General features: G+C 39.2%; 9 protein-coding genes. 4 read left to right on the top strand and 5 right to left on the bottom strand.

The genetic code is table 11. From position 1 onward, the window contains the following. Positions 1–442: 442 nt before the first annotated feature. Positions 443–1147 (bottom strand): FKBP-type peptidyl-prolyl cis-trans isomerase, encoded by a 705-nt coding sequence (locus tag M901_RS15770; protein WP_081653500.1) that lies wholly within the window; start codon positions 1145–1147, stop codon positions 443–445. Positions 1148–1243: 96 nt separating this feature from the next. After that, positions 1244–1903, bottom strand: coding sequence for a ribonuclease H (locus M901_RS15765; RefSeq protein ID WP_021279209.1), 660 nt, complete (start codon positions 1901–1903; stop codon positions 1244–1246). Positions 1904–2038: 135 nt separating this feature from the next. On the opposite strand from M901_RS15765, the gene M901_RS15760 reads away from it, so the two are divergent. The 4 genes from M901_RS15760 to M901_RS15745 all read left to right on the top strand — a co-directional run bounded on the left by M901_RS15760 (position 2039) and on the right by M901_RS15745 (position 10947). After that, the gene (locus tag M901_RS15760; RefSeq protein WP_021279216.1) at positions 2039–2524 is read left to right on the top strand and encodes a 6-carboxytetrahydropterin synthase; all 486 of its coding nucleotides are present in this window, start codon (positions 2039–2041) and stop codon (positions 2522–2524) included. A gap of 9 nt (positions 2525–2533) precedes the next feature. Then, positions 2534–3214, top strand: coding sequence for a M14 family murein peptide amidase A (locus M901_RS15755; protein ID WP_021279210.1), 681 nt, complete (start codon positions 2534–2536; stop codon positions 3212–3214). Between the two features lie 169 nt (positions 3215–3383). Beyond that, positions 3384–4220: a hypothetical protein gene (locus M901_RS15750; RefSeq protein WP_021279208.1), complete on the top strand. Its 837-nt coding sequence runs from the start codon at positions 3384–3386 to the stop codon at positions 4218–4220. Between the two features lie 22 nt (positions 4221–4242). After that, positions 4243–10947, top strand: a complete 6705-nt coding sequence (locus M901_RS15745) for a zinc-dependent metalloprotease (RefSeq protein WP_021279211.1) — start codon at positions 4243–4245, stop codon at positions 10945–10947. Positions 10948–11000: 53 nt separating this feature from the next. Here the strand turns inward: M901_RS15745 and M901_RS15740 are convergent, their stop codons facing one another. The 3 genes from M901_RS15740 to M901_RS17890 all read right to left on the bottom strand — a co-directional run. Next, positions 11001–11858 carry a LysR family transcriptional regulator gene (locus M901_RS15740; RefSeq protein WP_021279215.1) on the bottom strand — a complete coding sequence of 286 codons (858 nt, stop codon included), beginning with the start codon at positions 11856–11858 and terminating at the stop codon, positions 11001–11003. Between the two features lie 167 nt (positions 11859–12025). Further along, complete coding sequence (locus M901_RS15735; protein ID WP_021279214.1) at positions 12026–12379, bottom strand: hypothetical protein; 354 nt, start codon at positions 12377–12379, stop codon at positions 12026–12028. 142 nt (positions 12380–12521) lie between these two features. Next, positions 12522–13041: ferredoxin (locus M901_RS17890; protein WP_021279212.1), on the bottom strand; the 520-nt coding region annotated here is incomplete at its 5' end.

Genomic DNA, 13041 nt, shown 5'->3' with positions numbered 1-13041 from the left:
TTGAAGTTTTTACTCTTCATTTTAGCAAAGTACTGAATGAAATTAATCAATACATAAAGAGCCAGTAATTCTACAAAAAAGCTGAACATCACATACTCCAAAATATCTCTTTATATCTTTTCGTGAATAAATATATAAACTTGAACTACAAAAACAGAAGGAATATTTTTTATAGAAAAAAGGGTCCGTTAGAATATTGCTAAAGAAGATAGAATCTAGCTAGACACCTTTTTTATCGCAGTTCTTAAATCATGCATAATTATGGAAATAGAAAAGCCCTCTTTATTAGAGGGCTTTTTTTGTTTTATTTTTTGTGGAACTTTTTTGCGGAGATGGTCTCCGCACACAGCTGAAGCGTCAAAAGCACCTTCGGTGCGTTTTTTTGACGCTCGCGTGACGGTAAAGCTCCGACGTCAAAATGCTTGGCATTTTGACGCGGGCATTAATGATTGTGACCGTGGTGGTCTCCGCCTTTTCCGTGAGTAACGTCAATTAGCTCAACTTCAAATACTAGAGTTGCTCCACCTGGGATATTTGGTGGTGCACCTTGATCCCCGTATGCTAGCTCAGATGGAATAACAAGTTTGATTTTTCCACCTTTACCAATAAGTTGCATACCTTCAGTCCACCCCTTAATAACTCTATTAAGTGGGAACTCAATTGGTTGCTTTCTCTTGTAAGAAGAATCAAACTCAGTTCCATTAGTAAGAGTTCCTTTGTAGTGAACTTTTACAGTATCTGTTGGAGCTGGTTTATTCTTCATATCACCGGCCTCGATAATTTTATAAGCAAGACCAGATTCAGTCTTAGCTGCTTTTTCATTCTTTACGAATGCTTCAAGAAACTTTGCACCTGATTCTTTTTCAATCTTAGATCTCTCACCGATTTTCTTTTGAATGATTTGTCTAAACATTGCACTATACTTCTTAGTATCAACGTCTGTTTTGTCTTTAAGAGCACCTTCAGTTACACCTTTTGCAAGAGCAGCTACTTCCTGCTCAGATAGGTTAAAACTCTTAAATCTTTTTCCGTAAGCGTGACCAACTGAATAGAAGGCCTTGTCATTGTCAGTTTCGATCTTTGCTTCTTTATTACAAGATACAAAAAGAGTCGGAACAATTAGCGTTAGCGCTAGAAGTTTTTTCATTAGAACATCCTTTGTCATAATATCTTCTTTAATCCGTTAAAATTATTTTTCTCAACTATATTAGGTTACTTTTCCTTGAACTCTATTTCAAGCTTTTTAACTTGAGGCAACACCTGCTTCATCAAGAGCAATATTGGCCAACTGGTCACATCTTTCATTCTGTGGATGACCAGCGTGTCCCTTAACCCATCTCAGATTAATTTGCGGAACTCTCCCCTTTAAAGCATCAAGTCGCTGCCATAATTCTAAATTCTCAGGTGTCTTCTTATCGGCCTTCTTCCAACCGCGATTTTTCCAACCAGGAACCCACTTCTCAAGACCATCGACGACATATTTTGAGTCACTATAGAGAAAAACAGGAGTTGTCAGAGGAAGATCATTTTCTTCAAGATGGTCAATGAAAGTTTCCACTGCCTTGATGGCCCCTTCAAGCTCCATTCTGTTATTTGTCGTTCTAAAATCAATTCCTGAGATCTCAAATAACAAAGTTCCTGTTTCGTCCTGCCCAAGAGCTCCCCATGCACCAGGCCCTGGGTTACCGCGACAAGCCCCATCACTATAAAGAGTGAAGGCATTCTGGTCGAGGGCCTCTTTTGGAACACCGAATTCATCACCGGAGATTCCCGCAGTTTTTGACTCACGTTCCTCGATCGATTCTGCTAATTCTGTCAAAAGATCGATGGCGGCCTTCTGTTCATCAGTTGTATGCACCGCTTCAAGTGCAATTAAAGCATTTATTATAGTTTTTTTCTTCATTTGCTATCCTTTCTAGGTTCTAATATTACCCAAGGCCCTCTAAGTCGCCAAGACCACATGCATGTAAGAAACTTTTTTGCAGACGAACGCCGGTCAAATTGCTAGAATACTGGCCGTTTCTAAGGAGAAATAGACGTGAACTACGCTATTAAAGTTTATAAAGAATATTTTAATTTCGCTGCTAGCCACTTTGTGATTTTCAAGGATGGGACAAGGGAGCCATTGCATGGCCATAATTATCGTGTGGCCCTTAAAGGTGATGCTCTAGATCTCGAAGGCGATATGGTCTTTGACTTCTTAGATATAAAACCAATCGTAAGAGAAGTTTGTGATTCCTTAGATCATAAGCTACTCCTACCGGGGGACAATCCTCATTTAAAAATTAATGATGATGACACTAACTGGGAAATTCTCCCACAAGATGGATCGCGCTTTTCAATCCCAAAGCAAGACGTTCTGATCCTTCCCCTTTCGAATACTTCAGCTGAGAGGCTGGCCATTTATCTCGCAAATAGAATTGATGAGCTGACAAAGCAGAGATTTGACTTCCAATTCAAATGTATGGAAATTGAAGTTGAAGAAACACGTGGTCAGTGCGCAATATATAGAATGGAAAACTAGAAGGAATTTATGAATTTTACTGAATTAAGATCAGGCAGCTCCGTTGAGGGCTCAGAGATCAAGGCCTTTCGAAGTGAGACTCAAGGAGATAAGTATGTTTATCTTATGGCAGGGGTTCACGGTGACGAGGTTGAGGGTGTCTACGTTGTAGATCAACTCTTTCAATGGCTAAAAGAACAAGATTTTGAAATCCCAATGGTGGTAATCCCTGTCTTAAATGTAGACGGTTACCGTGCGGGAACTCGAGTCAACTCTCATGGAGTTGATCTCAACAGAAATCTCAATACAGAATGTTGGGAGTCAGAAGCTTCAGAGGCCAAGTACTTTCCAGGCTCTGCACCACTGAGTGAGCCAGAGAATCAGTACCTTATCAAACTCTTTGAAAAGTTCACTCCAGGACTCATCCTCACAGTTCACTCATGGAAGCCAATTGTGAATTACAATGGAGACTGTGAAGACCTGGCAAAGTTTATGGCCGAAAGAAATGGTTATGAAATCGCTGATGATATTGGCTACCCAACTCCAGGTTCTCTAGGAACATATGGATCAGTTAACTTGAAGTGTCCTGTTATGACATTTGAGTGCCCGACTCTAAGTGATGAAATCACGCTAAAGCAGGTCTGGCAGGAGAATGAGAGCGCTTTCAAGGACATTTTTAACGCTGAGCAATATGAGCGTTTCCTAATTTAAATACTTTACATTGACAATACATCTGTAGAATTTACAAAAAGCCCCACTTGGGGCTTCTTTATCTATATCCTTGAGGTAAATAGTCACCTTTTGGCCCCAAAATATTGGCACTCCAATTGCATAATTATGGGAACAAAACAAAGTGATAAGGATTACACAAGGAACTTGGATGAAAATCAACTGGTCTATCTTATTAATTTTACTTGCTTCTTCTGGTGCCATGGCCGAGACAAGCACTAGTGCCAAAAAGGTCAAAGCTGTAAAAAGTGGTGCTAAGACGTCTAAAACTTGGTCAATTGGACTAGCAAACACTATCTCAACAAATCTCTACAAGTGGGATAGCGTCAACCACAGCGCAAGTAATATAACTTCCCTATCTTTAAAGAATAAGATTGGAGATGGAAGACTCAGCGTTTCAACGAGCCTTAATAAGCCTTTAACAGACGGTGAAAGAAAAGAGAAAGTTGGTGACTTTGGAGTTTCATACTCACATAAGTCTTACTCACTCAATACATTTACTTCACTAAGACCATCACTGAAGGTAGCCCTTCCTTTTTCAGAGTCTTCAAAGGACGCTGATTTAAGATTTGCCACGACAGCATCTGCCGTTGTGAGCTGGGATATGACTCAATTAGGTTTATCGAAGTTCTCACTTGCCTATATTCCATTAGTAAAAAAGAACTTCCATGAGTACACGGCCGGGCTATACGGAGTGAACAGAGAATGGACAGTTGGTAATATTTTGTCACTTGGTTACGGTGTGACTAACTGGATGAGTTTAGCTCTTGAGGGTGGATATTTAAGAAATTATACGTACGGAGGCACTGAAAGTGACGTCTGGACGTTCGATGCGGCCACTTCCTTTGTTTTACCAAAGAAATTTGGTTTATCAATAGGTTACTCGATTGGTGGCACCCCTCTTGCACCTAATGGTAGAGATACTGAAATTGATTTATTTGATACAGAGAAAGCTTCAGTCTATGCAACTTTAAGCGTTTCTATTTAAGACTTGGATATTGGGAGAAAAAATGACAATTAAAAAGAATCAAAACAGAAAAGGACTAGCAGTACACACTGTCAAGTCATTAGCGACGGCGCTAGCGTTATCGACTGTTTTAGTGGGTTGTGCGAAAGACCTTCCTGAAAAGGAATCTGACGTATTCTCATACGACGACAGCAGTAGCACAAGTGAAATCGCTCTTGCAGTAACAGATGCTTCTAAAGCAGAAGTTATTGTTAAGACAGTTAAACAAAATACTGAGTACCTTTCATCTGCTAGCACAGTTAGCGGAGTATCAGCACTTGGTTCATCTAAGTTCTATGACACTAAGGTGGTTTCATCATCACATGGTGTTTTTGAGAAACTAGTAAAGGATCTAAAGCTTAATGCTGAAGCAGAAGACACTGAGTTTAGAATTACTTTTGATGTAACGGAAACGGCCCTAGTTGCTTATGTTGAAAAAATTAGCGGTGGGATCTCAACTCAAGGTCTAAACACTTCATTTCTTCCAAACCTTGCACAGAAACAAGAGAAATTCCCTCTATTCCAATACTCTATTAGAGACTTTGGTGTTAAGAAAAGAAGACTTAACGACAGAGGTGAAGAAACTCGTTATATCCAATTCAAGTCTGCTGACTGGACAAGTGCATCACACTTCCTAGTGACGCCACTTCCACAAAATAGAAAGATGTCTGGACTTCAAGGTCTATCACTTGAAGATGCTCAAGAAATCTACAACAAAGAAAGATTAGAAAGAGAAATCTGGTCAGGAGCAAGAGCAAAGAATCTTTTTGCTATGTCAGAATCTCCAACGGAGCTTATTAAGAATAACGACAAGCTTAGACTAAAAGTTTACGAGAGTGAACTATATATCTACAAGGCCATTAACAAAGATAGCCTTACTAAAGAAGAAAAAGAGCTTATCGCTAATAACTATGAAATCAGAGAAATTGCAGACTGTGATGGTGATATCGCTAATGCAGTGGCAATGGAATTACAAAGCTGTCTTCTAAAAGCAGTTTACTATACTGATATTGATCACGTACGTCTTAAGTACTCTAGAGATGAGAATAATGAACTTCTTGCTTCAACTAGCATTGCTTCAGAGGACACAAAAGTTTCTAGACTTATCAAGATCTCTAAAGACAGCAAGATCGATAAGGCCTTCATCGACAATAAGGACAACACTGTCTTTAAGAAAGATGAGTTAAACGGAACAATTGTTGTTAAGACTGGGTCAAAAGCAGAACTTGAAAACTTCGTAAACGAAGACCTTTCAGAGCTAACTTCTTCTAAGTTAACGGCATCTCAAAATGTTAACTTCTATGAAGTCGTTACAACACAAAGATCTAAACTAAATAGATTCGTTAAAGACCTTAAGCTTCCAGCAACAAAGTCTGGTGCAGAATTTAAGATCAGCTTTAAAGTTGAGAAATCTAAACTAGTTGCTTATATCTCTGAGCAACCAGGATCAGAGGGAACTCTTGTAAGAGACTTCTACGGGTCTGAATATAAGAGCACGAAAGAAGTTCCAGCATTTGATTTTGATATCAAGCACGGTTTCTACCTACAAACAGGTGATGAGCAAGGTGCTGGATCATCAAACTTCAAATTCATCGCGAATAAGAATGTAGATAAAGCAACTCACATCAACGTTTCAAATATCCTTGATAGAAACGAAGGTGGACTTGAAGGTCTTGGAGCAAGCTCAGGACAGGACATCTACTCTCTAGCGGCCCTTGAAGACAAGGTATGGAATAGAAATGAAATCAGAGTACTTTTTAAGGATGCGACACTTCTTGAGAAGTCAAAGTATGATAACTATCAATTCAAAGCTGATGAGCCACTACTTATTCACCGTAGCGCAGGAAAACTAATTGTAGGTCGTGTTGTTTCAGAAAGTGACTTAACACAATCTGAAAAGAGACTTCTTTCACTGAATGAAGGAAATGGACATATCTACAAGTGTAATGCTGAAACGGCAAAGAAAGTTGGACGTGAAGGTCAGTCTTGCTTTGTAAGAAGAGCACTTGAGCAATCAGTATCTTATGTTGACTTTAGATCAACAAAGGATAGCGATGGTTTCACAACAGCTTCAGTTGAAACTTACCCGACTCAATATGCATCGAGAACGAAGTTTGTTAAACTAACTGGTTCATCTGCATCTGAAACAGATGTGGCAGATATCAAAACAAATAATAATGTTGAGCTTAAACTGACAAAGTTTAAAGGAAAAGAGTTCTCTTTCAGAAGAGTACTAGAAGATGCTCCAAACGTATTCAACTACGCAGTAGCTGGACGTGGTGCCTCAAAATGGTTCAACGTTGAAATCGTAAAATTCGAATTCAAAGAAAAAGAAGTTCACGTTGTTAAGTCTAAGCCAAACCTTTCAAAGAGAGGAACAACTGAGGCCGACTACGAAACTCTTATGATCTACCCAGTTAGATATAAGAGATACGAAAGATTTACTGAAGATGGAAAGGAGCTAAAAGTTCCACTAAGCTACGACACAGATCACAATGATCCAAATGCTGTTGCAGTGGTAGACCTATCAAGAAACCAAGCTCTAAAGGCCTACTCTCCACTTGATTTATTCAACGCTGGAATGTGTTTTGCTGGTGAGAGTACGAAGGATATTGTTGATGTAAAACAAGTAGTTGATGGTAAAGATGACTACCTGAACTTTACAATCTCTTCGACTTTCAACTCAAACCCAAGTTATGACTGTGCTGGTGTTAGAGACTGGTCGAATACGACTTCAATGAGAACTCTTAAGATTAAAGAAAGAGTTTCATTTAAGCGTTACACAACTAAAGATACGAAGCCAATGATTGATATTCCATACGAACTTCAAAAGAAGTTTAACTATGGACTATTCACTGGAGAGAAAACAGTACCTCAAGGTTACTCAGACGATACTTACGCAGTAGGATCAACTCAACACCTTCCAATGATTTTTGATATCAGAAATGGGAAGCAGATCGAGTACGTACTTGCAGGTATTCCATCAGATAAATACGATGCCAATGGAAAATTAGTATCGAAGATGTCTGCTGTAGACAAAGACCTTAGAGAGAAACTTATCAAGTCAACGAAGAAAGTTATCGAAGACATGAACGAAGGTTTCAAAAGAGCATTCAAAGGAACTCCTCTTGAAGGAAGAAGCGATGTCATCGTTCTAAAAATTGAAAATGATGGATCGATCTCTGATGATGCTAAAGAATATATGGGTCTAGAAGTTAAAGAAAAAGGTCACATCGGAGACCTATCTAGAAACTATATTTACTGGATTGCTAAAGGAACTCAATCTGGACTTCTAGGAGTTGGTGGACCACACCACGACCCAAGAAACGGATTTGTTGAAGGTGCATCTGTTTACCTATACGGTGGAAACATGAAAATGTCTCTAGACTGGATGGTAGATGCTGCCAAAGCAGAGAAGAAATGGATCAAGGACATGAAAGTTCCTAAGAACTGGAAGGTTCACGCAACTGAGCAAGCTCAAACAGCTGATGCAGGAGCTGATTCACAAGACGCTCAAACTGGACAAGCTGCCAATGCAGAAGGTTCAGCAGAAGCTCAATCTGAAGCAAAAGCAAATGCAGCACTTTTCGCTCCAGGAATTGCAGAGTTAACAGATTCAGTTCAAAGTCTTTCAAGTGCAATCGCAAGAAAAGCACCAACAAAGAACTTTGTTCTAGACAGAAATGTCTTAGAAGATCACCGTTTCATGGATCAACTAGAAGATATTCAATCTGGACTACAGAATGAAACTCAAGATGACTATGTAACTCTTAAGAATATTGCTAAGAGCAAGATTCAAAAAGATATCGAAAATACTTATGCTGTTTACAAAGCACTACACGATAAGAAGATGGTCAATAGAGAAGCAATTATGGCCGCAGCAGAGTTTGGTGAAGGAAGCCCTGAGCACAAACAAGCTCTTATCGAGTCAAGACTAAATAGCACTTACGCTCGTACAGAAGACGGACAAGCTAGACCTATCTGTCTTCATATGGAATCAGATGTTGTTATGTCTAAGCTGACTGAGAAGTACGACATTGTAGAAAAAACGAAGACTGACTTTGGGAAGAACGATGTTCTAGTTGATACTTGGGCCTCAACTCTTGCTCACGAAATTGGTCACAACATTGGTCTAAGACACAACTTTGTTGGTACATTTGATAAGAGAAACTGGAAATTTGCTGATGAAGGTGAAACGACAAGAACTTCTTCTTCAGTAATGGACTACTCTATTGAAGATCACGCAACACAAGATGGACTAGGGCCATATGATGTTTACGCGATTAGAGCTGCCTACACTGGTTTTGTAGAACTTGAGGGTGTCACAGCTCAACCAAAAGAGTCTGTTATCGCTCCAAATGGTAATAAAGTACCAGTAACATCATTTGTAGCAATGGATGTTAAAGGGAAAACAGCGAAGCAAATCGTTGCTGATAAGAAAGCTGAGATTAACCTTATCCTTGCTGATATTAAAGAAGCTGAAACAATGATTGCTCAGGGAAGAAGCCCAGAGTACTTTGGGAAGCAAATTGTACACTACACAAATGCAGTTAATGAACTTCAAGCGCAACTTGCACCACTTGAGTCTCAATTAAATGCAAGTGGAAGAATCAAGATGTACGGTAACCTTGTTCACGTAAACGATGTTATCAAGGCCCTTGATAAAGAAAATAGAAACACGATCTCGAAGAAAGAAATTGAAGCGATCGGTGTAAGAGAAATCCAATTCTGTTCTGATGAAGAAGCGGGAGACTCTCCACAGTGTCAAAGACACGATTGGGGAACAACATTCAACGAGATTGTTGATCACGAGATCAGACAGTACAAGAAGCTTTATAACTACATCTACTTCCCAGGAAATAGTAAGAGATGGGGATCAAGTAGATCAATTAGAAGCAACATGAGAAGATTCTCTAAGCTTAGAATGCTAAACGAAGAAGTATTATATCAACTAATCTACAACAGACTAGAAGATGATGTAACTGGAGTTAAGTACTGGAGAAATGAGCAGAAAGTAAATGACCTTCTATCTGCCGTATTTAAAGCAAAAGACTTCTTCATGTCAGTAGTTGGAACACCTGAGGCACCTGCATACGCAGACCCAGCGAAGAACCCATCTGACAGATTTATCCCTGCGGTTGCTAAAGTTGAAGTTGACCAAAGAGATGAGAATGGAAAAGTTGTTACTGACGAGTTTGGAAAAGCTGTAAAGGTAGAAAAAGACGTAGTCTTCAAAGTAGATACGAAATGGTCTGGATCAGTAAGTATTGATGCAGATAGCTCAAGAGTAAAAGTTAAGGGTACTGAGTACGATAAGGCCGCAGCAATGTTCGCACTGACTATGGATAGATCATACTCTTGGAGATACCTAAGACACTCACTAAGAGCAAGTTATGTTGATTACTTTAGCATGCTATACGGACTAGACAGAAGTCAATCTGATGTTCTAGCTCTAATTGAAGATGTACTAAGAGACAATGTTTCACCAATGGTATACAGATTTAATAGCCTAATTAGACTTGATAACCCTGTATTTGAAACAAGAATGTCTGACATTGTAAAAACATACGCATCATACGGAGCACTTCTATTCCTAGATGCTCCAACAGCTGACCCAGTAGGAAGTCCTTCAAGATCTTTCCTACTAGAAAAAGTAGTTGATGCTGATGATTTAGAAGTAACTGTACAAGAAGATGAGCAAGGTAATAAAACTGAGATCGTTGAGCCATTCATTCAGTACACTGGTGGAGATTACTTCATCAGAGCGAATGCTGATGACTCACACAACTCAGCGAAACTTATTACAATGCACTCTGTACTTGAGAATGCTAATAACCCAGAGTACAACGGTTTATTAGATGCATGGAACCAAATGACAGCACAGGTTGCAACAATTGTAGACGGTGCTGAAGCGAAGTTACTTTCAGATGAAGAACTTCAAACTGTACTTGCCAAGATTCAAGAGCTTGCAGAAGCAGGAAACTTTGGACAAGAGTACTTAGTAAATAACCAGAGTCTTGCTGGACACCTACAGGCCCTGAAAGCAAATGCTGCTTCAGATGCTGAAAAAGTAGCGTACCAATCGCAACTTAGAAGTCTTAAGCAAAACTTACCACTGGAATTATTAACAGCAGAATCAGTTCCAGTATTTGCTAAACTTGGTTACCAGAACGTAAGCCTCGGTGCCCTAGTAAACTACATCCGTTCTAACTACGGACCAAAGATTACGGGAACTGTTGTATGTTCAATGGTTAGTAAAATGACAAGAGGACAAGCTGTACCACAATTTGGTTGTAGCGATGCTCAAAAGAACCTTATCCAAGGTGTTAAGAATGAACTTGAGCAGGCAACTGTATACACTCCAAATGGTATGGTTAGAGAAATCAAGTCAAGAAGAGAAGATATGCTTAACAATATGTTAGTAGCAGAGCTTAACGCACTTGCAGATGTTCAATTAACACAGAATGGAGTAAGTGATCTTAACGCTCTTATCTCTCTAGCAATGGAAAAGATGCCAATGGATGTTCTTTTCCCAAGAGCGATCTCTCAAGGAGAAAAACTTGAAGATATCGCAGCTAACGATGCTGAGTACGCGAGATCAGTAAACAAGCTTAAGCCAACTAAGACTGTTTCGAGAACTCTAAAAGACTACAAGCAAGGAGTTTACGAACTTCAAAGAACTTACGAGTCAATTAACGGAAAGCTATAAAAAGCTTACCCAATATCCAAGTCCCAAAGGCCCGCCTCCCAGCGGGCCTTTTTTTAACCCAAACTCCCAATCAAACTCTTATAAACCCGACTAGGAATAAAACTATTCCTCATCACCACCTTTAACCCATAATCAAATCTTTCCTTAGGATAAATATCCTTAAGCTTCTTAGATTGAATCAGAGGCTCTACCACAAACTTTGGCAGTATTGAGACCCCATGGCCCTGTAATGTCATCTGTAAGTGCATATTGATGTTATTTGTCGTTAGGTAGACATCTGCATCAGGATAGTCCTCACGGTGCTTTAAAAGCGCTGGAAATTTATTAATTCGATGAATTTGCAGAATGCGTGAACCAATAAAATTATTTAAAACACTCTTCTTACGTGCATGAGATCGACTCACGACCATTTTAAATTCAACATCACGAATCTTTTGCTCTGAAACTCCATCGGGAAGCTCAGGAGTATAGAATAGAATTAAGAGATCCAACTCCCCCTTTTTAAGCTTCTTTAGAAGCTCATCTGCAGGTGCGGTATAAACCTGTGGACGGACAAGGGGAAACTCTTCTTTGAGAAGTGCTATTCTCTTGGCCAACAAGTAACTCGCAATTTCATCACTTGTCCCAATTTTTAAATCCGTGGAATAGGTATGATTCTGATGACCCAGATCGGCCTTAAGCTCCTCTACATCTCTAAATATCTGAACAGCTGTTTGATAAACTCGCTCTCCGGCCTGAGTTAGGAGAATCCCCCGATTACTCCTTTCAAGTAAGACCACGCCTAGTTCATCCTCGAGATTTTTAACACTGCTAGAAATAGCTGGTTGGGAAACTCCTGCAACCTCAGAAGCCTTAACAAAACTTCCTGAGCTTACGACATAGAAAAACGCTTGTAGATTCTTATAGTTCATAGATCATACATAACATTTTCTAATACACTAATCAATTATATATATTTTACTTATGAATCCAGTAATCATATCTTTCTCTTGCTAACAAAGACATTTGAAAAATACTCACAATAAACCTACCTTAACATCCTATCAATCAAGGGCCATGAATATGGCCCTTTCTTTTTCTAGCGACGACAAGTTAATTTATATACATTTGATCCGTTCACTGAATTAACCACAGCAGTTTGACCACTTGTAATCGTCGTTCTTACAACTGTTCCTACCGTGTAGTTTGGAGGAAATACAATTGAGAGTGTTGTTTGAGACCCTTCGAAATCATTAATCGAATAGAAAGAATCTTCAAGATCTAACTCTAGCTTCACAAGTCCAGGATACTTACCAAGAACTGGAATCTCATGGGCTTCCTTTTGAAGATTTCCATTATTATCAAGCCACTCTCTTTGAGCATAACAGTTGAGATCTGCCGCGCTAGCACAAAGTCCGGCCAATGCAATCATCGTCATAAATAGATATTTCATCATTTCCCCTTTTATTTAGATAGGGAAAATTATAGGAAGCAAAAGAAGAGATGGAAATAAGATGTAATATAATCTAAGAATTTTAGCAAAAAAAAGCCCTATCCGAAGATAGGGCCAATAACTTTATAAAGTGATGAATTTATTAATTTGCTTTATCAAATTTAATAACCTCTGTAGGACAAGCTTCAGCAGCTTCAAGGATCTTTAGACCGTCATCAAGAGGAGCATCTGGACGAATAAGACATGTATCATCAGTTACTTCGAAAACTTCAGGGAAGATTCCTTCACATGCATTACAAACGATACAACCATCTTCAATCCAAACCTTTGCCACTGCAAAGTTTTCTACAGCAGCACCAGCTCCTGCACCAGCAGCTGCCGCGAACTCACCTGCGAACATTGGGTTCGAGGCAATTCTTAGGGCCTTTGGCTTATCACTTTCAGGGATTGCATCTGCAATGAAAGTCTTAGTTACTGTTGTATAAACTGGCTTTGTCTTAACATAACCATATTTCTCATTAAATTGTGCAGCCGTTTGAGTAGCAGCTCTATATGTTTCAAGAAACTTTCTATTCTGCATCTTAAAGAAGTGAGTTACACCATCTTTTTGAGACATGATTTCAATTTCAAGAGTTGAGTTATCAAGTCCTTCAGCATTTAAG

Source organism: Bacteriovorax sp. DB6_IX, from assembly GCF_000447775.1.
In the GTDB taxonomy this organism is placed as follows: Bacteria; Bdellovibrionota; Bacteriovoracia; order Bacteriovoracales; family Bacteriovoracaceae; genus Halobacteriovorax_A.
Note: the sequence above shows the minus strand (reverse complement) of the source record. Positions and strands in the feature narration are given on the sequence as shown.

What these genes read in the sequence shown, in the direction of transcription:
- M901_RS15770 (WP_081653500.1), bottom strand. Translation starts at nt 1,147, where the DNA reads ATGAAAAAACTTCTAGCGCTAACGCTAATTGTTCCGACTCTTTTTGTA.
- M901_RS15765 (WP_021279209.1), bottom strand. Translation starts at nt 1,903, where the DNA reads ATGAAGAAAAAAACTATAATAAATGCTTTAATTGCACTTGAAGCGGTG.
- M901_RS15755 (WP_021279210.1), top strand. Translation starts at nt 2,534, where the DNA reads ATGAATTTTACTGAATTAAGATCAGGCAGCTCCGTTGAGGGCTCAGAG.
- M901_RS15750 (WP_021279208.1), top strand. Translation starts at nt 3,384, where the DNA reads ATGAAAATCAACTGGTCTATCTTATTAATTTTACTTGCTTCTTCTGGT.
- M901_RS15745 (WP_021279211.1), top strand. Translation starts at nt 4,243, where the DNA reads ATGACAATTAAAAAGAATCAAAACAGAAAAGGACTAGCAGTACACACT.
- M901_RS15740 (WP_021279215.1), bottom strand. Translation starts at nt 11,858, where the DNA reads ATGAACTATAAGAATCTACAAGCGTTTTTCTATGTCGTAAGCTCAGGA.
- M901_RS15735 (WP_021279214.1), bottom strand. Translation starts at nt 12,379, where the DNA reads ATGAAATATCTATTTATGACGATGATTGCATTGGCCGGACTTTGTGCT.